The organism is Burkholderia sp. MS389, from assembly GCF_016899425.1.
GTDB classification, from domain to species: domain Bacteria; phylum Pseudomonadota; class Gammaproteobacteria; order Burkholderiales; family Burkholderiaceae; genus Burkholderia; species Burkholderia sola.
Window position 1 is genome coordinate 2,334,638 of sequence record NZ_CP045995.1, and the last position, 23,575, is coordinate 2,358,212.

Sequence of the window (23,575 nt, forward strand, 5' to 3'; positions counted from 1 at the left end):
GTCGTTGAAAACGCAACCATTCAGGATCGTGACATGACCGAAGGCGCTCTGACGTTTGCCAGTCAAGCCGAATGGGAAAGCTGGTTGGGGCAGAACGGCGGCACGTCGACCGGAGCATGGCTGCGGCTCGCGAAAAAAGGCGCGGGGCAGCAAACCGTCACCTACCAGGAGGCGTTGGAGAGTGCCCTTTGTCATGGTTGGATCGACGGCCAAAAGAGGGCCGAGAGCGAGCAATACTGGTTGCAACGCTTCACCCCGCGCTCGGCGAAAAGCATCTGGTCCAAACTGAACAAGGACAAGGCCGAAGCGTTGATCGCCGCAGGCAGGATGCGCCCAGCCGGCATGGGCGAAATCGAGAAGGCGAGGAAGGACGGCCGCTGGGCGGCTGCCTATGCGTCGGCCGGCAACTCGATCGTGCCGGACGACTTGCAGGCGGCGTTGGATGCCCATCCGAAAGCCGGGAAGTTTTTCGCAACGCTGAACAGCCGTAATCGCTATGCGATCCTGTTTCGGATACAGAATGCCAAGAAGCCGGAAACACGAGCACGGAAAATCGCCGAATTCATCGACATGCTGAAACGGGGCGAGACTTTTCATCCGTAGAGCGTGGGTTTCCGACGGAGATTTTGTCGAACGCGATCGGCGCGTGAATTGTTCCGATCGCCATATGAATGGGAAAACGGGAATAGGAGCAAGAATGCATATCCGCGCATCGGCGTTCAGCCTTCGTCGCGCGGCGCTGGGCGCCGCCATGGCGCTGACATTGTCGTGGTTCACCGCTGCGCAAGCGCAGAGCTGCGCACCGGATAGCGTAGCTCCCGAGTGCTTGCTGCAGCGTAGCCAAGATGAATTTCAGCAAGCAGACGACGAATTGAACCGCACTTACCAAAAGGTTTTGAAGTCGCTGTCTCGGCCACGTGACGAGTACGTCGACTATCCAGCACTCAAGGTGAAATTTGTCGCGGCTCAGCGGCAATGGATCCGTTTTCTCGACGACGAGTGTTCCGCTTGGTATCTGATAAACGAGGCAGGCGCGGATCGTAATCTTGATCTAATGACTTGCGAAATCGACAGAACACGCGATCGTACGCGTCAATTGAACGCGTGGCTCAAGCAAGTGAGCCACGGTTAGCGCAGCGCTAGATAAAGACAGCATGAGTGCCGTGCGCGCGGCTAGCGTCAGGTTGGTTACGTGGTGCGCCGGGATGGTAGCTCGGATATAACGGGGAAACGAACGATGGTGTCGAAAAGCGTCCGCAGAGCGACGGCAGACGATGTCCCGGTGCTGACACAGATCCGGAACGATGCACATGCAAAGAAGGTCGCGCACGGCGACTACGTGTGGGGCAAGGAAGGCGACGGCTTTTCCGAACGGTGGGTACGAAACCACGTCGCCGAGAAGGCCGTGTACGTCGTCGAACAGGATGGCGCGCTGGTCGGAACGTTTTCGCTCGACTTCGACGACGACAGGCACTGGGGGGCCCAAGCGCCGATTGCAGGCTACGTGCACGGCCTCTGTGTGCGGCAAGGTTTCAACGGGCTCGGGCTCGGCAGCTTCATGCTGGACTGGTGCGCTCATGAGGTGAGCCGCTTGAACCGGCGTTTGCTTCGGCTCGACTGCGGCGCTGAAAACACGACGCTCTGCGCTTACTACGAGTCCCTGGGCTTTGTCCGCGTCGGATTGAAAACGGATGGTATTGTCTGGTCTCTTTACGAAAAGCCTGTCAATTCGACCCACTGATGATTGCGGTGGTCCGGCAGCAAACATCGGCGACGGAATCCACGTCAGCTGGGGGCACACGATCGGACATCATGCGTTCGCGAACGTTCGACATCATCTGAAGCCGCGTCACCGTTACCCTGCTACGCCGGCAAAAGCCCCGCTTTACGATAATTGTCGATCAGCGCGTCATAGAGCGAGAGATCGGCGCGACTCCGCGCGATGAGCTGAGCGCCGGCGATGGCGGCGAAGATTGCCCGCGCCCGCTGTTTGCTCTCCCGGGCACTGACCACCGCCGCTGTGGATAGAACCTTGCTCAACCACGCCACGTTCACGTCGGCGAAGGCCAGGACTTCTTTCATCACGACTTCCGGCAGATCGTCGGTTTCGGCCGCCATGAAGCTGCAAAGACACAGGCGGTTGCCGGTCTCGAGCGCCTTGCGGAAGGTATCCGGATAGCGGCGCAGGCAGTCCAGCGGATCGCGCGATCGGGCCAGCATGTCGTCCAGCGCCGCCGCTGCATCCTCGCAATAACGCCTCGCTACCGCAGCGCCGAGATCGGCCTTGCTGTCGAAGTGGTGGTAGATGCTCGCGGCCTTGATGCCCACCTCGCTGGCGAGATCCCGGTAATTCAAGCCGCCGTAGCCGTGCGTCTGCGCGAGCCTCGTGGCGGCTTCCAGAATTCTTTCTCTCGAGTTCGAGCTCGCGTCGTTCGTCACAGCTTCGGTCTCCGCGCACGGGAAATGGGTGTTGACACTCCGGATTCTACCTTATATGGTTAACCTAACAAACGTTAGGTAGATTCGTGGAGCGACGTGTTTTCGCGTCGTCCGATCCCCTGCAACCGACTACGGAGCGCCCCTGCAATGACTGCCAGTAACGTCGACTTCGACACAGCCCAACTGCCCATGATGAAGATCCACGATTTCCCGACAGGGCCCTATCCGACACGCGTGCGCATCGCGCTGGCCGAAAAGGGGCTGCAATCGCGCGTCCAGTTCGTGATGGTCGATCTTTACAAGGGCGAGCATAAAAAGCCCGAGTTCATCGCCGGCAAGAATTATTCGGGTACGTTGCCGGTGCTTGAACTCGATGATGGCACCTGCATTGCCGAGTGCACGGCCATTACGGAGTACCTCGACACGCTCGATGGCGTACCCGTGCTCACCGGCAGCACGCCACGCGAAAAGGGCATCATCCACATGATGAGCAAGCGCGCCGAGTTGGAACTGCTCGACGCGATCAGCGTCTATTTCCATCACGGCACGCCGGGGCTGGGGCCCGACGTGGAGACGTATCAAAATCCGGAGTGGGGATTCCGTCAACGCGACAAGGCGTTGAGGGGCATGCGCTACTTCGATGCCATTCTGCAACGGCAACCGCATGTTGCGGGCGAAACGTTCTCGATGGCCGACATCACCGTCATCGGTGGTTTGATCTTTGCGATGCTCGTGAAGCTGCCAGTGCCTGAGGAATGCGAAGCGCTTCGAGCCTGGTACGCGAGAATGCTGGCGCGTGAGAGCGTCAGGAACCAGCCGGTGTTTGCGATGCTGAACTGAGCTGGCCCTGCGTCGGTCGATAACGGGCGGATGGGGCGAGCGAACGGATGGCTGCGCTACCGCGTCAAGCGGTACAAAACATCGGGACAACCCTCCTCGTTTCTGCTTCCGTCGCTGTACGCAATGGCAACGAACCCGTGCTGCTCGTAAAACGCAGCAGCATCGTGGTTCATTTGGAACGTATGGAGCTGGAGTGTGCCGTCCGTTTGCGACTTCACCGATTCCAGCAGGGCAGTGCCGATCCCTTGCCGTTTGAATTCAGGGCACACGTACAGTTGCTCGAGCCAGGTCACGCCGTCGGTGACAGCGTGTGCGGCCATGCCGATGATGTGGCCATCGTTCACGGCAACGGTAACGTTGCCCGACGGAACAAGCATGTTGGCAACCCAATCGCGGACGGCCGCTTCGGCGTGCGCGAGTGGCGCATAGGATGCCAGCGTGTCGCGCGACCGAAGATAGACGTCGGCCACCGCCGCGGCATCGGCCATCGTCGCGCGACGCAAGATCAGGGGCATGGTTCGGCCACTCCGAAGTCAGCCAGGAATGCTCGACGATAGCAGCATGGCATCGAACTTCAAAGGTCGCGCGGAATGCTGCTAAAGGGGGGGACTGAAATCGGCAAGACCGCGCGATATATCGAGTTTGCAGCACGGACAATTGGTCCAGTGTCCGGCCAGTTTCTGCCATTCGACTTTCCGAGGAAAATCGTCGAAAATTTGCGAAGGTATCGGGTATTCCCCGGGACTCGGAGAAGCTCAGTTACAAGCATGCGCTTCAGAGATGGGCACGGGTTCAGTTGCCACTCCTGCAGTGCCGGCGAGCAAGCTTCGCAGATGAATCTGCGCGGAACCGGGGCCGCTTATCAAGACCTCATAATCCCGACCAGCTTCGGGGACAAAAGTGCCGGCGCCTGGCGCATAGGTTACCCAGTAAGCTTTGGCGTTGCGCATGGTCGCCTCAGTGATTTGAGCGCTAATTGTCAAGGGTTTGCCGGCAGGAACGATCCATTCTTGATAATAACGATAGGCGTCAGAAGGTAGCGGCATCCCGACAGTTTTATTCACCATTGCGGAAAATCCCGGCTTGGATACCAGGCGGCTGGGCTCAGGATATCCACCCCAAAGCCCTTGTTTCGGCGTACAAGTCGTGTTGTAGTGAAAATACACGGTCGCCCCCCAATACACGCGAATTCGGGCTTCCCTATCAGGCTGCCAAGCGGTGGGGTTCGATTGAGGGGACGCACAGGCGCCGAGCACAATAGGAGCGAAGAGCGTGCAAAAGAATGCAATACGATGGCTCATGGAGTAGCGCGGTGGTTATTCGTGGCTAGCGAAAATACCTCAGGTCTTGGTTACTGTCACCAGGCATCGATCGGATGATCATCAGCTTTCGAGCGGTCCGACTGACCGTTTCGGGTCGGCAGCGCCCAACGGCTCTGGCCGCCGTCGGCGCCAACTTCAGACGTTCTACAGCGCGGCCAAGATCATCGTCAATCAACGAGACCGTACGTTAGAGCCTATGCACTATCCATACTGTTCCGCGAAGCTTGTTGAAACCACCGGTAAGGAACTCTGATGTTCATTGTCGGGGGCGCTCTTTAGCACCGCTGTTCGGGAGCAATTCGAGAGACTTGCCGGGAAAGGCCCTTCCTTGACTAGGAAGTCGGCGCAGTTCAGTCTGGGACGTTGGTTTTGCCCTTTCTGCGGCGAGGAAACCGACAACGGAGTTTGCGGCAGATGCGGCCTGATGATCACCGGTCGGCTGGCACTGCTGGAATTGAATCCACACGTGCGCAACTGAATGTCTCGTTAAAATGACGACAGGCAGGCGAAGGGCAGTCGGGAATGGTTGCTGAGAATTATTTTGACGTGGCTTTTAGGTGTGAAGGGAAATAAGAGATGGGCTCATGGATCCGATGCAAGTGTGATCAACTCGTTCACAAAAACCTATTTTGCGGAACGGGGATATCTCTGCTCGCGACGGAAGAGTTCCTCGACGAGGATCATGTCGCAAAAAGTGCAGGTGACCTGGTCTCTGATCTCATTCGGCGGTCCGAACTTCTACTTACATGCTGGAACTGCGGACGGAAAATCTTGGTGAGGGAGACCAAAGATGAGTTCGAGGTCCGGTTCTTCAAGCCGGAATAAGAAGGGTACATATAAATCTGCCGGGAACTCGCATGGCACGTCAAACGGCCGCTTCGGGAATCATCGAGGGACCGCAACGAGCCGTCCTGAGCCGGTAACAGACCCCCGTCGCATGTGGCACCATTCCGATCATCGCTACCTTACATCAGCATGCTGACTGACCATCCATCGAGGGGATCTCATGTTTGACCACGTCAAATTCGGCGTCAGCGACTACGCCGCCAGCAGGGCGTTTTTCCTCAAGGCACTCGAACCGCTGGGCGCCGAAATCGTCGGGGAAAGCGACCCGTCGTACGGGATCGAGATCGGTCTGCCCAGCAAGTCTTCGCTGTGTCTGTTCCCGACCGACGAGAAGCCGGCGCCTCTCCACATCGCGTTCGCGGCCGACACGCGGCAGCAAGTCGATGCATTCCATCGCGCGGCGCTGGAGGCCGGCGGGAAAGACAATGGCGCGCCCGGGCTGCGGCCGCATTATCACGCGAACTACTACGCGGCGTTCATCATCGGGCCGGATGGACACAATATCGAGGCGGTGTGTCATCGGGCGGAGGCGTGATGCGCTGGATCGGTAAAACGCTCGCGGCGATCTCGAGCATGGCGCTCGTCGGCATCGCCTGCGTTCAAGCAGCGCCCCGCGAAACGGCATTCCCGCGCTTCACTCAGACGGAAGGCAAGCTCGACGGCGACGGGCTTCCGCTTTCCGGCGTGAAGCTCTGCGTGCTGCCCGACCGTGCGCCGTGCTTCGAGATGCCGCCGGCGCCGCTTCCTCATTCCTCGAAGGAGCTGTACCAGTTCGGCCTGAATCCACGGTCCGAGCGGTTGCCGATTGCGTCGGGCGGCTCGTGGGTATTCTTCTCGGGGATGTTCTCGGGTGGCGGCAGCGGGATGCTGGAGCGCGTGGCCGTGCTGCGGGTCGGCGCGACTGGCAAGATCGAGAACCTGATGCCGATCGTTACCGAAACGGAAATGGCCGACCGCGCGATGTGGAACTTGCCGGAGGTGTCGCCGTATCCGCTGTTCGTCCGGGCCGATTACGTGTGGGGCAAGGACGAGGATCATTTCGGTCAGCACTTCTTCGACGTCGACGCGTGGATGTTCGATCCCGCCGCCAATCAATACGCGAAGCGCTTTTCCTACCGCACGAGCAAACGCTACGACAGGGGCGAGGGTGCGGACCACGTGCTGAGCGCCGAGCGTCCGGAAATCCTGCGGCGCCTTGCTGCCGGCAAATAACGCCGCTATCGCTGCACTTCTCCGTACGTCTCCTTGCATACCGCGCGTAGCGCGTCGACGAGCAGATCGCGCGCGGGCGATTGCGAATCGGCGGAGCGCGTGAACAGCGCGATCGGCGGCAACGTCCACACCAGCGAATAAGGCACGATCGCCACGCCGGCGATCCGCACCAGTTCCTCCGCGATATCGGCCGGCACGATCGACACGGCCTCGTCGCTCGACGCGATCATTTCGCCGATCAGCTTCGACGAGTAGCTTTCGACGATCGGCACGGGCGGCGCGATGCCGGCCGACAGGAACAGGTCGGTCACCTGTTCGCGCATCGGCGTATGCGGCGCGCCGAGAATCCAGTCGAGCGCGTGCAGCTTGTGCCAGTCCAGCGGCGTGCGGGCGAGCTTGGCCGCCAGCCGCCGGCTCGCGATCATGCGCGGCTGCTGCTGGTACAGCACTTCGAACGAAACCTGCCCGAGGTCGATCGCCGACGACGCGCGCCCGATCACGATGTCGACGCTGTGATCGCGGAGTTGCAGCAGCAACTGATCGCTGGTGCCTTCGTGAATCGTTACGGTCAGGCGCCGCTCCATGCGCGCTTGCAGCCGCTTCAGCGCGGCCGACAGCATCTGGCCGGAGATGAACGGAATCACGCCGATGTGCAGATGGGCCGCATGCCCGGCGGCGACGGTCTCCATCTCGCGGGCGAGGTGGTCGAGATCCTTGATCATCGCCTTCGCCCGTTCGAGCACGACCGCGCCGAGCGCGGTGGGCCGCATGCCGCGCGACGAGCGTTCGAACAGCGGCGTGCCGAACATGCTCTCCAGCTCGGACAGCGCGTTCGTCACGGCCGGCTGGCTGCTCGCCATGTGCTCGGCGACGCGCGTCAGCGATCCGTGCTGCTGGATCTGCAGCAACAACACCAGATGCCGAATCTTCAGACGCGCGCCCAGCCGCCTGACCACGTCGTTTGCGTCAAAATTCATTGACTAGTCATGTATTCATCATGAAAAAATGATGGACCGATACTAAAACAAAATCGTCACGTTATGGCGGATCCCTAGAATCACCTTCATGGATCGCGCCGGGACTGGCCTGGCGCCCACGCCGGGACCACAACATGAAACAGACAGAGACACAGCAGCAGGCCGCGTTCGACTATCACGAGTTTCCGACCCCCGGGAAAATCTCGGTCGTGGCGAGCAAGCCGCTGGTGACGCAGCGCGATCTGGCGCTGGCCTATACGCCCGGCGTGGCGAGCGTGTGCGAGTCGATCGCCGCCGATCCGCTGCAGGCCCACCGCTTCACGAGCCGCGGCAATCTCGTGGGCGTGATCACGAACGGCACCGCCGTGCTGGGTCTCGGCAACATCGGCCCGCTCGCATCGAAGCCGGTGATGGAGGGCAAGGCCGTCCTGTTCAAGAAGTTCGCCGGGATCGACGTGTTCGACATCGAGATCAACGAGACCGATCCGGACAAGCTGGTCGACATCATCGCCGGCCTCGAACCGACGTTCGGCGGCATCAATCTCGAGGACATCAAGGCGCCGGAATGCTTCACCGTCGAGCAGAAGCTGCGCGAACGCATGAAGATTCCCGTCTTTCACGACGATCAGCATGGCACGGCCATTACGGTGTCCGCCGCGTTCATCAACGGGCTGAAGGTCGTCGGGAAATCCATCAAGGAAGTGAAGGTCGTGACGTCCGGCGCCGGTGCGGCCGCGCTGGCGTGTCTGGACCTGCTGGTCGACCTCGGGCTGCCGGTGGAAAACGTGTGGGTGACCGACATCGAGGGCGTCGTCTATCGCGGCCGTACCACGCTGATGGACCCGGCCAAGTCGCGCTTCGCGCAGGAAACCGAGGCGCGCAAGCTCGCCGAAGTGATCGGCGGCGCGGATGTGTTCCTGGGGCTGTCGGTCGGCGGCATCCTCACGGCGGAGATGCTCAAGCAGATGGCGGCGCGTCCGCTGATTCTCGCGCTGGCCAACCCGACGCCGGAAATCTTCCCGGAACTGGCGCATGAGACCCGCGACGATGTCGTGATCGCGACGGGCCGCTCGGATTATCCGAACCAGGTCAACAACGTGCTGTGCTTCCCGTACATTTTCCGCGGCGCGCTGGACGTGGGCGCGACGACGATCACGCGCGAGATGGAAATTGCCGCGGTGCACGCAATCGCCGGGCTCGCCGAGGAAGAGCAGAACGAAGTCGTCGCGGCGGCCTATGGCGCGTACGACGTGTCGTTCGGCCCGCAATACCTGATTCCGAAGCCGTTCGACCCGCGCCTGATCGTACGGATCGCGCCGGCCGTCGCGAAGGCGGCGATGGAAGGCGGCGTGGCGACGCGTCCGCTCGCGAATCTCGACGCGTACGTCGAGCAGTTGCAGCAATTCGTCTATCACTCGGGCGCGTTCATGAAGCCGCTGTTCGCGACCGCGCGCCAGCTCGTGCGTGACGGCGGCAAGGCGCGGATCGTGTTCACCGAAGGCGAGGACGAGCGGGTGCTGCGTGCGGTGCAGGTGATCGTCGACGAGAAGCTTGCGCGGCCGATTCTGGTCGGGCGTCCGGAGGTGCTGCTCGCGCGCATCGAGCGATTTGGGCTGCGCTTGCGACTCGGTCAGGATGTCGAAGTGACCAATCCCGAATATGACGAGCGTTTCCCGCAGTACTGGACGAAGTATTGGGAGCTGCGCTGCCGCGACGGTATTTCGAAGGAAATGGCGCGCGTGGAAATGCGCCGCCGCCTGACGCTGATCGGCGCGATGATGGTGCAGCTCGGCGACGCGGACGGGATGATCTGCGGGACGGTGGGCGAGTATCACAATCACCTGCGGTTCGTGGACGAAGTGATCGGCAAGAAACCGGGTGCGTCGACCTACGCGGCAATGAACATCCTGTTGCTCGATCAGCGAACGGTCGCGCTGGTGGATACGCACGTGAACGACAACCCCGATGCGGAGCAGATCGCGGAATTCACGATCGCGGCGGCGCGGCAGATGGAATGGCTGAACCTGACGCCGAAGGTCGCGCTGTTGTCGCGGTCGAACTTTGGGTCGGGGAGTGCGGCTTCGGGCGTGAAGATGCGCCGGGCGCTGGAGATCGTGCGGGAACAGGCGCCGGATATCGAAGCGGATGGCGAGATGCATGGCGACTGCGCGCTCGATGAAGGGCTGCGGGCAAAGCTGCTGCCGATGTCGCCGTTGAAGGGGGCGGCGAATTTGCTGGTTTGTCCGAATGTGGATGCGGGGAATATCGCGTACAACCTGCTCAAGACCGAGGCGGGGAGTAATGTGGCGGTGGGGCCTTTCCTGTTGGGCGTTAATGCTCCCGTGAATATTCTTACTTCGAGTGCAACCGTGCGGCGGATCGTGAATATGGCTGCGTTGACGGTGATCGAGGCGAATCGGGGTGTGGCGGGCTGATTGATTGCAACTTGTGGGCGGCCACGGCCGCCCCTTGTTTTGTCAGATTCAGCCATGAGCGGCCGTCGTGACGGCGCTCAGCAATGTCTGTCCTAGTCTGGTACCCAAGCCAGGAATCTTGGGGCGACTCGTGACAGATCTTCGTATCCAATTATCCCCTTGAGAATTATCTCAAGCTTCACGGCTTTCGCGCACTCGAACCGATTTAACAGTTGTTTTCATTGCTATTGCGGACTTGCAAGGGTATCGATTATTTTGGCGCCGATTAATTAAGAAGTGCTATCTACTCGTGACCATCCTCAAAGTAGTCTTGTCCGTGATCGCCATATACCTGGTAGTCGATATCGGGTGGACGTTTGTGCCGGTTGATGTGCATAACGCGATCACGATTTTCGCGCTCGTGCATACGAAGCTGGCGATCTTCGGCATCACGTCGATCATCTTCGGGTTCTACGTGTACCGGCTCGTCAGAAATTTCAACCGTTTCAGCCGAGCGAAGCGCGCAGGCGCCGCGATCGTCACACTCGTTTTTTTCGCATTCGTCTACTTGGTAGGCTATCGCGGAATCATGATTGACCGTACCGATTGTCAGCGCTTCAACTACAACGTCAAGATGAATGGTGGTGTCAAACAGGTCGACGGCATAACCTACATCGTCAACATCTGCGGAAGCGGTGTCCGCAGCAATGGTTTTTTGGGTGATCAGAATGAGCAGGTCAAACTCGTCGTCAGCGAGGCACATGGCTCGACGCTTGCTACGCGACTATTTTTCGTTTTTTGGGACGGCCGGCCGGGTGAGGACTCGACCATCATCCGTAAGAACAAGTTGGTTTATTTCGACGCATCGGATGAGGACGACAGTGAAAGGTCGATCTCGCTGCCACCCACCACGTTCGATTGGGTCGCGGCAAAATTTCCGATTTGGATTCGCTGAGAATGGTCCCGCCGCCCGGGCGGTCGTTGCGTTGAAGCGGCGCCACCCACGATTCTCGCCGAACCACCCAAGCCAAGAAAGCAGCGGTGATCGCCGTGACCACCTCCGGCGAAACAATCGCCCGAATCAAACACCCGTTCGACGAACCGCCCCCGAACCTCGCATCCCCCACGCGCCGCCAACACCCGCCCAACCGCGATGTAATGACCAAACCGCAAGACCTAGTGCATAGATATCGTTTGCCGAGCCCTTAATGACTATCGACAATCGTGGCTCGAATTCACCGCCGCGGCGCCAGAAGCGCCTTGGCGGCCGGCGCTCGACGGCTATCCCGGCCGTCCGCGCCCACCTGCACACGACGACATGTACGCGTTCACGCCCTCATTCCAAAACCCCGCCGGCTCGCCGATCCGCGAGTTGTTCAAGTACCTGTCCGAACCGGGCATGATTTCCTTCGCGGGCGGCTATCCGGCCAGCGACCTGTTCGACGTCGACGGCCTGAACGCGGCGGCCGAACGTGCGTATGGGCAGCCCATCCGCTGTCTGCAATACGGCCCGACCGACGGCCTCGCCGAACTGAAGCAGCAGCTGATCGCGCTGATGGCGCGTCGCGGCGTCGCGTGCACGCCGGCCGAACTGCTCGTCACGACCGGCTCGCAGCAAGGTCTCGACCTGCTGCTGCGCGTGATGGTGTCGCCCGGCGACGTCGTGCTGACCGAACAACCGGCGTACCCGGCCACGCTGCAGGCGATGCGTTTGCAACAGGCGCGCATCGTGACGATTCCGGTCGACGGCGAAGGCGTCGACGTCGATCGTCTGGCCGAACAACTCGCGTCCGGCGCGATCGCGCAGCCGAAGCTGCTCTACACGGTCCCGACTTTCGCGAACCCGACGGGCGCGACACTGACGCGCGAACGCCGGCTGAAGCTGCTGCGTCTCGCGGTGCAATACCGCTTCCTGATCATCGAGGACGATCCGTACGGCGACCTGCGTTTCGCGGGCGAAGCCGTGCCGTCGATGCTCGCGCTGGCCGGCGAGGTGGATGGCGCGCGCGACTGGCTCGTGCATTTCGCGAGCCTGTCGAAGATCGTCGCGCCGGGGCTGCGCGTGGGCTGGACGATCGCGCCGGCCGAAATCGCGCGGCGCTGCGTGATCGCGAAGCAGACGGTCGACCTGTGCAGCGCGCCGTGGACGCAGGCCACCGCCGCCGAATATCTGGCGGACGGCGCGCTCGAACGCCATCTGCCGCGCATCACGGCCGCGTACCGTCGCAAATGCGACGCGATGTGCGATGCGCTGCGCGACGGCTTCGGCGATGCGATCGAATTCCATCGTCCCGAAGGCGGGATGTTCGTGTGGGCGCGGCTCGGCGCGGTATCGTCGGACGGGTTGCTGCAACAGGCGATTGCCAACAAGATCGTGTTCGTACCCGGCAAGGCGTTCTTCGCGGACAACGTCGATGCGGCGTCGCTTCGCCTGTCGTTCGCCGCGCCGGACGTCGATGCGATCCGGGAAGGCGTCGCGCGTCTCGTGCGCGCGTATGGTGCGGCGCGGGCCGCGTGAGGAGACACCGACATGAATAACACCATCAACGAAACGGCCGCGGTGGGCGCGGCTGCGAACACCGGCGACAACCGGCCGGCAAAGCATCCGTCGTCGCAGATCAGCGCCGGGCCGCAGTATGTGGTCGACGTGCTCGGCCGCTTCGGCGCGGAGCCGGCGACCGATGCCGGCGATGCGGCGCCGGTCGTGCTCGGCTACAACTGAGCGGCACAACGGCGGCTGCGGCGCATCCGATGCGAGCCGTCGCCGACACAAACGGTTAAGCTTGCGCGATCGAAACACCGACGATCGCCGCCGCCTCATGTCCGACTCGACCTCCGAATCGCTCGCGCAAACCTACGACCGCGTCTGGTCCTGCCTCGAATCCGGCGTGAGCGTACAGCGTTCGCCGTTCACGCCTGCTGCAGGCGGCGACGCTCGGCCTCGATGGCGCGCCGAAGGTCCGGACGATCGTATTGCGTCAGGTGAGCCGCACCGCGAACGTGCTGTCGTTTCATACCGACGCGCGTTCGGAGAAGGTCGCGGAGTTGCGTCGCGATCCGCGCATCTCGATCGTCGCGAACGATCTCGACGCGCTTGTGCAGATTCGCGCGGAAGGCGTCGCGTCGATCCGCGACGACGAAGCGCAACGGCGCGCGATCTGGGCATCGAGCCGCCCGCATACGCTGCTGCTGTATCGCGCGCCGTTGCCGCCCGGCACGCCGATCTCCTCACCGGAAGACGCGCATATCGACGACGCCGCCTCAACCGGCGACGGCTACGACAACTTCTGCCTGATCCACATGACGATCACGCGCATCGACTGGCTCGAACTCGCGCACGCCGGCCATCGCCGCGCGGTATTCGACCTGAACGAAAGCGACTACGAAGCCCGCTGGATCGCGCCTTGACGCTGGTCAAGCGCGCTCGATCCACTCAAGGCCGCCCGTCCGACGCGGCCTGGATCATCCACTCGCGCATCACCGCGATCGCGTCGTCGTCGCGACGCTCGGCTGGATACACGAGATAGAACCCCACCGACAGCGGAAACGCGAAATCGAACGGCTTGCACAGCCGGCCTGCTGCGATATCGCGTTCGACCAAAGGCTCGGTCGCGAGCGCGATGCCCTGGCCGGCGACGGCCGCATCGATCGCGAGCGACGTCTGGTTGAAGCGCAGCCCCTTGTGCGGATCGACGTCGACCGGTTCGGGCATCGCGGCGAGGAACTCGGGCCACAGGTCGTGCGCGTCGTGCAGCAGCACCTGCCCGGCGAGCGCGCGCGGCGAAGCCGGCGCGGTCAGCACCGACGGGCTGCACACCGCGCACACGTCGAGCGGGAACAGCGCATGAGTGGCGAGATGCTTGCCGAACGGCGGCTTGCCGTAGCGGATCGCGAGATCGACGCCGTCATGGCGGAACGTCGCGATCTGCGGATCGGCGATCACGCGCACGTCGTAGTCGGGATGCGCGTCGGTGAACTGCGCGAGCCGCGGAATCAGCCACTTCGACGCGAACGACGGCGTCGTGCTGATCGTCAGCGCGGCGCGCCGCTTCACGAGCTTGTCGGTCGCGTCGGCGATCGCGTGCAGCGCGCGCTGCACGTCGGAGAAATACGCGGCGCCGTCGTGCGTGAGCGCGAGGCCGCGCGGCAGGCGCTCGAACAGCTTCAGGCCGAGCACGTCCTCGAGGTGGCGCACCTGCTGCGCGACGGCACCCTGCGTGACGCCGATCTCGTCGGCGGCCGCGCGGAAATTGAGGTGCCGCGCGGACACTTCGAACGCGCGAAGCGCATTCAGCGGTGGCAGGCGGGAAGGACGTGGCGGCATCGTCAGGCTGTAGAAAAACTATCGGCTGGCGGCAGAAATACTGGTTCGACAGTGGGAAGCGATGCGCCTACATTACCACCATGGCGCGCCGAATGGCGGCTGCGCGGCGGCAGAATGAGAATGAGGAGCGGATCGTGACTGTAGAAAAAGTGGCGTTGATCACGGCGGCGGGCAAGGGCATGGGCGCGGCGATCGCGCGCGAACTGGCGGCGACGGGCTATCGCGTCGCGCTGATGTCGCCGTCGGGCAGCGCGGTGGCGCTTGGCGACGAACTCGGCGGTTTCGGCATCAAGGGCTCGGTGACCGAAGAGGCCGATATCGACCGGCTCGTGCAGGAAACGGTCGAGCGCTACGGCCGGATCGATGCGGTCGTGAACAACACCGGCCATCCGCCGAAGGGCGAGCTGCTGGCGATCACCGACGACAACTGGCACACGGGGCTCGATCTGATCCTGCTGAACGTGGTGCGCGTGATGCGCCGCGTGACGCCGATCTTCCAGAAGCAGGGCGGCGGCGCGGTGGTCAATATCTCGAGCTTCGCGGCGGACGCACCCGAGCAGCCGATGCCCGTGTCGTCGGCGCTGCGCGCGGCGCTGAGCGCATGGACGCGGCTGTACGCGGAACGCTATGCGGCCGAGAACATCCGGATGAACGCGGTGCTGCCGGGCTTCATCGACAGCTGGCCGGAAACGCCGCAGATCGTCGCGCGCATTCCGGCCGGCCGCTTCGGCAAGACCGGCGAGATCGCGAAGACAGTCGCGTTCCTGCTGTCGGACGGCGCGGGCTACATCACCGGGCAGAACATTCGCGTCGACGGCGCGATCGTCAACGCGCTCTGAGCGCGACACCGGCGAGCGGCCGCGCAAGCGCTGCTCGCCGCGCAGCAGCTACAAACGCGTACAAATCAGACAAATTCGGGATACATCCGACCTTTCAAATGGGCGACGCCGCGTGACATGGGCACGCCGGATTGAAAGCCTGAGCGCGATCCCCCGCGGCATGTTCACTTTCCATTTCACGAAAGGAGATGCCGAACGATGTCCTCCACACCGTTTTCCCCGATGCGTCGCCACCTGCTGGCCACTTCCGTGGCCGCCGGGGTCTCGGCGATGCTGCCCACCGCGCTGCATGCGGCCACCGGCGCGAGCGGCATACGCCCGTTCACCGCCCACATCCCCGATGAAGCCGTGGTCGATCTGCGTCGTCGTATCGTCGCGACGCGCTGGCCGGGCCGCGAGACCGTCGTCGACGAATCGCAGGGCGTGCGGCTCGAGCGCATGCAGGCGCTGCTGCGCTACTGGGGCACCGACTACGACTGGCGCAAGGGCGAGGCGCGCCTGAACGGTTTCCCGATGTTCATCACCGAAATCGACGGGCTCGACATTCATTTCATTCACGTGCGGTCGCGGCACGCAAACGCGATGCCGATGATCATGACGCACGGCTGGCCCGGCTCGATCTTCGAGCTGCTGAAGGCGATCGGCCCGCTGACCGACCCGACCGCGCATGGCGCGAGCGCGGACGATGCGTTCCACGTCGTCGTGCCGTCGCTGCCGGGCTTCGGTTTCTCGGGCCGGCCGACGAAGACCGGCTGGGGCTCCGACCACATCGCGCGAGCGTGGGGCGAGTTGATGGCGCGGCTCGGCTATACGCGTTTCGTGTCGCAGGGCGGCGACTGCGGCTCGGTGATCTCGCACCGGATGGCGATGCAGCGCGTGCAGGGTCTGGCCGGGATTCACGTGAACATGCCGGCGACGGTGCCACCGGATATCGCGACGCTGCTCGAGATCGATGCGCCCGCGCCGGCTTCGTTGACGCCGAAGGAGAAGGCCGCGTACGAGAAGCTCGCGACGTTCTATCGCGACAATTGCGGCTACTCGGCGATGATGGTCACGCGGCCGCAGACGGTCGGCTATGCGCTTGCCGATTCGCCGTCCGGGCAGGCTGCGTGGATGTACGACAAGATCTCGCAGTGGACGTATAGCGGCGGCGTGCCCGAACGCTCGATTCCGCGCGACGAGATCCTCGACGACATCTCGCTGTACTGGCTGACGAACACCGCGACGTCGTCCGCGCAGATCTACTGGGAGGATCACTCGAACAACTTCAACGCGGTGGATATCTCGCTGCCGGCCGCGATCACGGTGTTTCCCGGCGAGATCTACCAGGCGCCGCGCAGCTGGGCCGAGCGCAGTTATCACAATCTGATCTACTTCAACGAAGTCGACAAGGGCGGGCACTTCGCGGCATGGGAAGAACCGGAACTGTTTGCGCGCGAAGTGCGTGCGGGGTTCCGGCCGTTGCGGCGCGCGTAAGCGGCGTAGTAAGCGCAGTGAATACGGGCCGGCCTGGTGCGCGGCCCGTTTTCGTTTCTGCCGCGCGGCCGCGCCGAAACGTCGTTTTTATCGCGATTTTTGAATCGCTGTGTGTCGTGTTCGCACACGGATACGTTGAGATACAAAGCCTCCGGATGGTTCGGATATAAAACCGGTGAAGCAATTCACACGGCGGCGCGGCGCCATCCGCTGCCGCCGCGACCGACGACACCCGATTGCCCGCACGTGCCGCGGGCCTCTTTCTTAGCGATCGACAATGGAGAACGAGTCATGACCGATACCGTGAACACCCGCCGCCGCCTGCTCCTGGGCACCACGCTGGCAAGCCTGAGCCTGGCCGACCTCGGCTTCAGCGCGCTCGCGCATGCGCAGTCGGCGCCCGATGCATCGGCGGCGAAGCGCCCGGCCGGCGTCGCGTCGCTGGGTACGATCCACCAGATCGATGCGGGCGTGCTCAACGTCGGTTATGCGGATCTCGGCCCGAAGCAAGGCCCGGTCGTATTCCTGCTGCACGGCTGGCCGTACGACATCTACAGCTACGCGGACGTCGCGCCGCTGCTCGTCGCGGCCGGCTATCGCGTGATCGTGCCGTACCTGCGCGGCTACGGCTCGACGACGTTCCGCTCGGCCGACACGGTGCGCAACGGCCAGCAGGCGGTGACGGCCGTCGACATCGTCGCGCTGATGGATGCGCTGAAGATCGACCACGCGATATTCGGCGGCTACGACTGGGGCGCGCGCACGGCTGACGTCATCGCGGCGCTGTGGCCGCAGCGCGTGAAGGCGCTGGTGTCGGTGAGCGGCTACCTGATCGGCAGCCAGGCGGCGAATGCCAAGCCGCTGCCGCCGCAGGCCGAACTGCAGTGGTGGTATCAGTTCTACTTCTCGACCGAGCGCGGCGAACTCGGCTACGCGCAGAACCGCGACGCGTTCAACAAGCTGATCTGGCAACTCGCGTCGCCGAAGTGGCAGTTCTCCGACGAGACCTACGCGCGCTCGGCCGCATCGTTCCGGAATCCCGATCACGTGGCCGTCGTGATCCACAACTATCGCTGGCGTCTCGGGCTCGCGCAGGGCGAAGCGAAATACGACGACATCGAGCGGCGTCTCGCGGCCGGGCCTTCGATCGCCGTGCCGACGATCACGATGGAAGGCGACGCGAACGGCGCGCCGCATCCGGCCCCGGCCGCGTACGCGAAGAAGTTCACCGGCAAGTACCAGCACCGGACCATTACCGGCGGCATCGGCCATAACCTGCCGCAGGAAGCGCCGCAGGCCTTCGCCGATGCGATCCTGCAAGTGGAGCATCTGTGATGCGGGCCCGCGTGGGGGGATGGCGGCGCGGCGCGCGCCGCGCGTTCGTCGCGGGCGTGCTGCTGGCCGGCGCGTGGTCGGCGAGCGGCCCGGCCGCGTTCGCGGAACAGTCGAAGCCGGCCGCGGCCGCATCGCCGATTTACGGCGTGACGATTCCGCCCGGCTACCGGAAGTGGGAAATGGTCGCGCCGGCCGAAGAGGCCGCACCGCTCGACGAGTTGCGTGTGGTGCTCGGCAATCCGGTTGCGATGCGTGCGCTCGAAAAAGCGACGCTGCCGTTCCCGGACGGCACGATCCTCGTGAAGCTCGCGTACAAGCGCAAGCAGTCCGACGAGTTCGCGCCCGCGACGGTGCCCGGCCAGGCGACGACCGTGCAGGTCATGGTGAAGGACTCGCGTCGCTATGCGGCGACGGGCGGCTGGGGGTTCGGGCGCTTCATCAACGGCGTGCCGGCCGATATCGGCCAGCATCAGACGTGCTTTGCGTGCCATCAGGCGCGGGTCAAGAACCACGATTACGTGTTCACGCGGCTCGCACCGTGACGTGACGCGTGAGCGTGAAGCGGATGGAAAGGCGTGCCCGGCGAGGCACGCCTTTTTTCGTGGTGCGTTGCGTGGCCGGTGTGTATCGCACTGTATCTGCGGCCGTTCCTGAAAAACTGGCATGCAGAAGGCCCGGTTCCGGAAACATGCCGGATACGTGCGCGGGTTCTACTGTCGACATGCAGCAAACGTTCGGTGCCAGGCGTTCGCACCGGATGCCCAGTGCTCGACACCTCAACTTCGTTCAAGGAGAACCTTCATGAAAGCCGCTCGAATCCTCGCCGTTGCCGTCCTCGCCGTCGCCCCCGCGCTGTCGTTCGCCGATACCGGCCACAGCCTCACGCGTGCTGAAGTGCGCGCCGACCTCGTCCGTCTCGAGAAGGCCGGCTACAACCCGGCCGGCAGCGAAGCGCACTACCCGGACGACATCGCCGCCGCGGAGAACGCCGTCGCGGCTGCCGAGCAGGTCGCGCGTTCCGACCAGAATGGCCCGTCGAAGTCGCAAGGCGACAACGTGGCCGATGCGTCGACGCCGGCCGGCCATCGCGGTGCCGCGCCGTCGCGCGCCGCACGCTACGCCGCCGACGACCTGTACGCGCATTCGTGATCGGGCGCCGCGCTTGCCGCATGCACGCGCGGCTGCTCGGGCAGCACTTTATTTCAACGACACGATAAGGAAGGGAGCATGACGATGGCCGGTTTGATGAAACGCGTTCTGGTATCCGCCGCGATGATCGGCGGACTGTTCGGTGCGGTCGCGGCGCAGGCCGCGCCGAAGGAAGACCTGAAGGGCACCAACGTCGTGCTCGTGCACGGCGCATTTGCCGACGGGTCGAGCTGGAACCGCGTGATTCCGCTGCTCGAGGCGCGCGGGCTGCACGTGGTGTCGGTGCAGAACCCGCTGAGCTCGCTTGCCGACGACGCGGCCGCGACGAAGCGTACGATCGACGAACAGAAGGGGCCGGTCGTGCTGGTCGGCCACTCGTGGGCGGGCGTCGTGATTAGCGACGCGGGCAACGACGACAAGGTGAAGTCGCTCGTGTACGTCGCGGCGTTCGCGCCGGACAACGGCCAGTCGATCGCCGACGTCACGCAGGGGCTGCCGGCGCCGGCATGGGCTGGCGAACTGCGCAAGGACGCCGGCGGTTTCGCGCGGCTGTCGGACAAGGCGATCGCACAGGATTTCGCGCCGGATCTGCCGCCCGCGCAGCAGCGCATCGTTGCCGCGACCCAGGGGCCGTGGTATAGCGGGTGCATCTCGGAGAAGGTCGCGCAAGCCGCATGGCATGCGAAGCCGTCGACGTTCGTCGTCGCGACGCACGACCGGATGATCGATCCGACGCTGCAGGAAGCGATGGCGAAGCGGATCGGCGCGACGGTCGCGCGCGTGAACGCGAGCCACGTCGCGATGCTGAGCCAGCCGAAGGCCGTGGCCGACGCGATCATCGCCGCCGCCGAGCGCGCGAAGCAGGATACGCAGTGAGCGAATGCGGCGCCGCGCTTTCGTGACGAAGCGCGGCGCCGCGCGTGATTGTGATGTCTTTTCAGCAGGAGAAGTCATGACCGAACTCTGGCAACTGCCGGCGACCGAACTCGCGAAACGCGTGCGGCAGCGTGACGTGTCCGCGCGCGAAGTGGCGGACGCCGTGCTCGATCGTCTCGATGCGGTGAATCCGGCGATCAACGCGGTGGTCGAACACCGCCCCGACGACGTGCGGCGACAGGCCGACGAAGTCGATCGCGCGATCGCGCGCGGCGACGATCCGGGGCCGCTCGCGGGCGTACCCGTCACCGTGAAGATCAACGTCGATCAGGCCGGCTTTGCGACGACCAACGGCACGCGCCTGCAGGAAAACCTGATCGCGCCGGCCGACAGCCCGGTGGTCGCCAACATCCGCAAGGCCGGCGGAGTGCTGCTCGGCCGCACCAATTCGCCGACGTTCGCACTGCGCTGGTTCACGTCGAATCGCGTGCATGGTCATACGCGCAATCCGCGCAATGCGTCGCTGACGCCGGGCGGATCGAGCGGCGGCGCGGCGGCGGCCGTCGCAGCCGGGATCGGACCGCTCGCGGTCGGCACCGACATCGGCGGCTCGGTGCGCTACCCGGCCTATGCGTGCGGCGTGCATGGAATCCGGCCGTCGCTCGGTCGCGTGCCGGCATTCAATGCGTCGTCGCCCGAGCGGGCGATCGGCGCGCAACTGATGTCGGCGGCCGGGCCGATCGCGCGCACGATCGACGATCTTTCGCTTGCGCTGCGGGCGTTCTCCGCACCGGACCCGCGCGATCCGTGGCACGTCGCGGTGCCGTTCGACGGGCGTGAGGTGCCGAGGCGCGCGGCGCTGTGCGTGCGTCCGCGCGGCCTGGAGGTCGTGCCCGAAGTCGAGACCGCGTTGCGCGATGCCGCGCGCCGGCTCGTCGATGCCGGCTGGACCGTCGACGAGATCGACGATACGCCGCCGATGCGCGAGGCCGCGCTGCTGCAGGAACAGCTGTGGCTCGGCGATGGCTTCGACGCGCTGGCGAACTCAGTCGAGCAGGATGGTGATCCGGGCGCGGCTGCGGTGATCGCCGCCGTGCGCGGCAAGGTGTGCGATCTGCCGGCCGACGTGATCAGCCGCGCGCTGGTCCGACGCACGACGTTGACGCGCGAGTGGCGGCTGTTTTTCGATGAATATCCGGTGTTGCTGCTGCCGGTTTCGTCGGAACTGCCGTTTCCGGACGATCTCGACCGGCAAGGGCCGGACGGGTTCGAGCGCGTATGGGAAGCGCAGCTCACGTTGCGCGCGCTGCCCGCGATGGGGCTGCCGGGGCTGGCCGTCACGACGTCGATCGTGAACGGCGTGCCGGTGGGCGTGCAGGTGGTCGCCACGCATCATCGCGAGGATCTGTGTCTGCTCGCGGGGCGCGATATCGAGGCGCGTGGCGCGCCGGTTACGGTGGTCGACCCGGTGGTGTGACGTACTGAAGAACACATGCATCGGCGAGGCGCGGTGGCTTCGTCGGTGCATCGCGTGATCCGTTCCATTTCGGACTCCATGACGACGCGCCGCATGCCGCGCCGATCGTCTCTCTCGCTTCCTTTCAAATCCCATCGATGCACGACATCGAACGGCCCCCGTCCTCCATTGCCATCCCGCCAGCGACCGCGCATCGATAGCGCGCGTCTGCTATTGCATTCCCCGCGGCGCTGATTAGGAAATGAATTTTTATTGGTTCTGCTTCCCCGACCGCACTCGCATAGTGGCGCTGACGGCTATAGACAGCACGCAAGCTGCAACAGCCGCATTCCCGGTGTCTTTGTTCATACGAATCTGAGAATACAAGGAAGTGTCATGACGGTTGAACTGGAAGAACGAACCGCCGCCCAGCAGGCGCTGGAAGACGCGCGCACAACGGCCGTGGCGGCCGGCACGCCCTACGCGGGCGGCGTTGCGCCGGAAGCCGCGTGGGCGTTGTTCACGGCGGGCGACGCAGTGCTGGTCGACGTGCGCACGGCCGAGGAACGGAAATTCGTCGGTTACGTGCCGGAGTCGCTGCACGTGCCGTGGGCGACCGGTACGAGCCTGACGCGCAACCCGCGCTTCGTGCGCGAACTGGAAGCGAAGACCGGCAAGGATGCGCTCGTGCTGCTGCTGTGCCGCAGCGGTAACCGCTCGGCGCAGGCGGCCGAGGCTGCCACCAAGGGTGGTTTCACGCAGGTGTTCAATGTGCTCGAAGGCTTCGAGGGCGACCTCGACGAGCGGCAGCATCGCGGCGGCCACAACGGCTGGCGCTTTCGCGGCCTGCCGTGGGCGCAGGATTGATTCACGGCCGTTACGGGGAGAAAGCAGCATGGCCGCATTCGATATCGACGACATCGTTCAATCGCTGCAGACGGTGCGCCGCGCATGGCGCGAAAAACAGCGGCGCTCGCTCGAACCGGGCGGGCGCGATTTGCCGGCGCGCGAGGCGCTCGCGCAGATCGTCGGCGCGCTGAAGGGGGTGCTGTTCCCGATGCGGCTCGGGCCCCCCGACCTGCGGCAGGAAAGCGAGAACTTCCACGTGGCTCACGCGCTCGACGCGGCGCTGAACGCGCTGCTCACGCAGGTGACGCTCGAATTGCGTTACGCGGCGCGCCAGCGTAACGCCGACGGGCCGGTAGACAACCTCGGCGAAGTCGCGTCGAAGGCCGTACAGGCGTTCGCCGCACGCTTGCCGGAGATTCGCCGCCTGCTCGACAGCGACGTGCTCGCGGCCTTCCACGGCGATCCGGCGGCGGGCAGCGTCGACGAGGTGCTGCTGTGCTATCCGGGCATCCTCGCGATGATCCACCACCGGCTCGCGCACGAGCTGTACGGGCTCGGCCTGCCGCTGCTCGCGCGGATCATCGCCGAGCAAGCGCATGCGGAAACCGGCATCGACATCCATCCGGGCGCGCGCATCGGCGCGGGGTTCTTCATCGACCACGGCACGGGCGTCGTGATCGGCGAGACGGCGATCATCGGCGAGCGCGTGCGCGTGTATCAGGCCGTCACGCTCGGCGCGAAGCGCTTCCCGCGCGATGCGGACGGCCATCTGGAGAAAGGGCTCGCGCGCCATCCAATCGTCGAGGACGACGTGGTGATCTATGCGGGCGCAACGATTCTCGGCCGCGTGACGATCGGGCGCGGCGCGGTGATCGGCGGCAACGTGTGGCTCACGCAGGACGTGCCGGCCGGCGAAAACGTCACGCAGGCCGTGCTGCGCAGCGAAGCGAACGCCGCGCCGCGCACGGCGGCGCGCGTCGCCTAGGAGGCGCGATGAGCGACCTCATCCATCACTTCGGCGCCACCGTGCGCAAGCTGCGCGAAGCGCGCACGTGGTCGCAGGAGCAACTGGCCGAGCACGCGGGGCTGAACCGCTCGTATGTCGGCGAGATCGAGCGCGGCGAGGCGATCGCATCGATCGTCACGGCCGACAAGATCGCGCGCGCATTCGACGTGTCGATCTCGACGCTACTGCCGAGCGCGTACGTCACCTGAGGCCGC

25 protein-coding genes and 1 pseudogene are annotated in these 23,575 nt (G+C 64.1%); 21 read left to right on the top strand and 5 right to left on the bottom strand.

Going from position 1 to position 23,575, the window contains the following annotated elements; translation table 11 throughout:
• Nucleotides 1-33 precede the first annotated feature (33 nt).
• From GJG85_RS26850 to GJG85_RS26860, 3 genes are all read left to right on the top strand, one after another.
• Nucleotides 34-603, top strand: coding sequence for a YdeI/OmpD-associated family protein (locus GJG85_RS26850; protein ID WP_050017271.1), 570 nt, complete (start codon nt 34-36; stop codon nt 601-603).
• Between the two features lie 94 nt (nt 604-697).
• Nucleotides 698-1,132 carry a lysozyme inhibitor LprI family protein gene (locus GJG85_RS26855; protein WP_239468953.1) on the top strand — a complete coding sequence of 145 codons (435 nt, stop codon included), beginning with the start codon at nt 698-700 and terminating at the stop codon, nt 1,130-1,132.
• 105 nt (nt 1,133-1,237) lie between these two features.
• Nucleotides 1,238-1,741, top strand: a complete 504-nt coding sequence (locus GJG85_RS26860) for a GNAT family N-acetyltransferase (protein WP_089489004.1) — start codon at nt 1,238-1,240, stop codon at nt 1,739-1,741.
• 122 nt (nt 1,742-1,863) lie between these two features.
• On the opposite strand, the gene GJG85_RS26865 is transcribed toward GJG85_RS26860, so the two are convergent.
• Complete coding sequence (locus GJG85_RS26865) at nt 1,864-2,439, bottom strand: TetR/AcrR family transcriptional regulator (RefSeq protein WP_050017269.1); 576 nt, start codon at nt 2,437-2,439, stop codon at nt 1,864-1,866.
• Between the two features lie 147 nt (nt 2,440-2,586).
• Between GJG85_RS26865 and GJG85_RS26870 the strand changes: the two genes are divergently transcribed.
• Nucleotides 2,587-3,279, top strand: coding sequence for a glutathione S-transferase (locus GJG85_RS26870; RefSeq protein WP_204384044.1), 693 nt, complete (start codon nt 2,587-2,589; stop codon nt 3,277-3,279).
• Nucleotides 3,280-3,335: 56 nt separating this feature from the next.
• Here GJG85_RS26870 and GJG85_RS26875 read toward each other — a convergent pair whose 3' ends face one another.
• On the bottom strand, nt 3,336-3,794 hold the full coding sequence (locus GJG85_RS26875) for a GNAT family N-acetyltransferase (RefSeq protein ID WP_104013054.1): 459 nt from the start codon (nt 3,792-3,794) through the stop codon (nt 3,336-3,338).
• A gap of 240 nt (nt 3,795-4,034) precedes the next feature.
• On the bottom strand, nt 4,035-4,580 hold the full coding sequence (locus tag GJG85_RS26880) for a hypothetical protein (RefSeq protein ID WP_204384045.1): 546 nt from the start codon (nt 4,578-4,580) through the stop codon (nt 4,035-4,037).
• A gap of 1,027 nt (nt 4,581-5,607) precedes the next feature.
• Here GJG85_RS26880 and GJG85_RS26885 point away from each other — a divergent pair.
• Both GJG85_RS26885 and GJG85_RS26890 read left to right on the top strand, forming a co-directional pair.
• Nucleotides 5,608-5,982 (top strand): VOC family protein, encoded by a 375-nt coding sequence (locus tag GJG85_RS26885; RefSeq protein ID WP_124630879.1) that lies wholly within the window; start codon nt 5,608-5,610, stop codon nt 5,980-5,982.
• Nucleotides 5,982-6,659, top strand: coding sequence for a hypothetical protein (locus GJG85_RS26890; protein ID WP_124630878.1), 678 nt, complete (start codon nt 5,982-5,984; stop codon nt 6,657-6,659). The genes GJG85_RS26885 and GJG85_RS26890 overlap by 1 nt, the downstream gene beginning before the upstream one ends.
• Before the next feature lie 5 nt (nt 6,660-6,664).
• Here GJG85_RS26890 and GJG85_RS26895 read toward each other — a convergent pair whose 3' ends face one another.
• Nucleotides 6,665-7,636: a LysR substrate-binding domain-containing protein gene (locus GJG85_RS26895; protein ID WP_050017265.1), complete on the bottom strand. Its 972-nt coding sequence runs from the start codon at nt 7,634-7,636 to the stop codon at nt 6,665-6,667.
• A 134-nt stretch (nt 7,637-7,770) separates the two neighbouring features.
• Between GJG85_RS26895 and GJG85_RS26900 the strand changes: the two genes are divergently transcribed.
• From GJG85_RS26900 to GJG85_RS26920, 5 genes and pseudogenes are all read left to right on the top strand, one after another.
• The gene (locus GJG85_RS26900; protein WP_204384046.1) at nt 7,771-10,071 is read left to right on the top strand and encodes an NADP-dependent malic enzyme; all 2,301 of its coding nucleotides are present in this window, start codon (nt 7,771-7,773) and stop codon (nt 10,069-10,071) included.
• Nucleotides 10,072-10,360: 289 nt separating this feature from the next.
• Nucleotides 10,361-11,005 (top strand): hypothetical protein, encoded by a 645-nt coding sequence (locus GJG85_RS26905; protein ID WP_235356295.1) that lies wholly within the window; start codon nt 10,361-10,363, stop codon nt 11,003-11,005.
• A gap of 363 nt (nt 11,006-11,368) precedes the next feature.
• A complete protein-coding gene (locus GJG85_RS26910; protein ID WP_050017263.1) occupies nt 11,369-12,568 on the top strand; it encodes a PLP-dependent aminotransferase family protein in 1,200 nt (399 codons plus the stop codon).
• Nucleotides 12,569-12,580: 12 nt separating this feature from the next.
• On the top strand, nt 12,581-12,772 hold the full coding sequence (locus GJG85_RS26915; protein ID WP_050017262.1) for a hypothetical protein: 192 nt from the start codon (nt 12,581-12,583) through the stop codon (nt 12,770-12,772).
• 97 nt (nt 12,773-12,869) lie between these two features.
• Nucleotides 12,870-13,458 (top strand): annotated as a pseudogene (locus tag GJG85_RS26920) (pyridoxamine 5'-phosphate oxidase family protein).
• A gap of 25 nt (nt 13,459-13,483) precedes the next feature.
• Here the strand turns inward: GJG85_RS26920 and gcvA are convergent.
• The gene (gene gcvA / locus GJG85_RS26925) at nt 13,484-14,374 is read right to left on the bottom strand and encodes a transcriptional regulator GcvA (RefSeq protein WP_050017260.1); all 891 of its coding nucleotides are present in this window, start codon (nt 14,372-14,374) and stop codon (nt 13,484-13,486) included.
• Between the two features lie 134 nt (nt 14,375-14,508).
• On the opposite strand from gcvA, the gene GJG85_RS26930 reads away from it, so the two are divergent.
• The 10 genes from GJG85_RS26930 to GJG85_RS26975 all read left to right on the top strand — a co-directional run bounded on the left by GJG85_RS26930 (nt 14,509) and on the right by GJG85_RS26975 (nt 23,569).
• Entirely contained in the window at nt 14,509-15,213 is a 705-nt protein-coding gene (locus GJG85_RS26930; protein ID WP_050017287.1) for an SDR family oxidoreductase, read from the top strand.
• A gap of 198 nt (nt 15,214-15,411) precedes the next feature.
• Nucleotides 15,412-16,689, top strand: coding sequence for an epoxide hydrolase (locus tag GJG85_RS26935; RefSeq protein ID WP_050017259.1), 1,278 nt, complete (start codon nt 15,412-15,414; stop codon nt 16,687-16,689).
• Between the two features lie 291 nt (nt 16,690-16,980).
• Nucleotides 16,981-18,024: an alpha/beta hydrolase gene (locus GJG85_RS26940; RefSeq protein ID WP_050017258.1), complete on the top strand. Its 1,044-nt coding sequence runs from the start codon at nt 16,981-16,983 to the stop codon at nt 18,022-18,024.
• Nucleotides 18,024-18,566 carry a cytochrome P460 family protein gene (locus GJG85_RS26945; RefSeq protein ID WP_050017257.1) on the top strand — a complete coding sequence of 181 codons (543 nt, stop codon included), beginning with the start codon at nt 18,024-18,026 and terminating at the stop codon, nt 18,564-18,566. The genes GJG85_RS26940 and GJG85_RS26945 overlap by 1 nt, the downstream gene beginning before the upstream one ends.
• A 259-nt stretch (nt 18,567-18,825) precedes the next feature.
• Nucleotides 18,826-19,173 (top strand): DUF4148 domain-containing protein, encoded by a 348-nt coding sequence (locus GJG85_RS26950; RefSeq protein ID WP_204384047.1) that lies wholly within the window; start codon nt 18,826-18,828, stop codon nt 19,171-19,173.
• An 84-nt stretch (nt 19,174-19,257) separates the two neighbouring features.
• Nucleotides 19,258-20,049, top strand: coding sequence for an alpha/beta hydrolase (locus tag GJG85_RS26955; protein ID WP_050017286.1), 792 nt, complete (start codon nt 19,258-19,260; stop codon nt 20,047-20,049).
• 76 nt (nt 20,050-20,125) lie between these two features.
• The gene (locus GJG85_RS26960) at nt 20,126-21,526 is read left to right on the top strand and encodes an amidase family protein (RefSeq protein ID WP_089489008.1); all 1,401 of its coding nucleotides are present in this window, start codon (nt 20,126-20,128) and stop codon (nt 21,524-21,526) included.
• A 375-nt stretch (nt 21,527-21,901) separates the two neighbouring features.
• On the top strand, nt 21,902-22,372 hold the full coding sequence (locus GJG85_RS26965) for a rhodanese-like domain-containing protein (protein ID WP_089489009.1): 471 nt from the start codon (nt 21,902-21,904) through the stop codon (nt 22,370-22,372).
• A 28-nt stretch (nt 22,373-22,400) separates the two neighbouring features.
• Nucleotides 22,401-23,339 (top strand): serine O-acetyltransferase EpsC, encoded by a 939-nt coding sequence (gene epsC, locus GJG85_RS26970; RefSeq protein WP_050017253.1) that lies wholly within the window; start codon nt 22,401-22,403, stop codon nt 23,337-23,339.
• Between the two features lie 8 nt (nt 23,340-23,347).
• The gene (locus GJG85_RS26975; RefSeq protein WP_050017252.1) at nt 23,348-23,569 is read left to right on the top strand and encodes a helix-turn-helix transcriptional regulator; all 222 of its coding nucleotides are present in this window, start codon (nt 23,348-23,350) and stop codon (nt 23,567-23,569) included.
• The last annotated feature ends 6 nt before the right edge of the window (nt 23,570-23,575 follow it).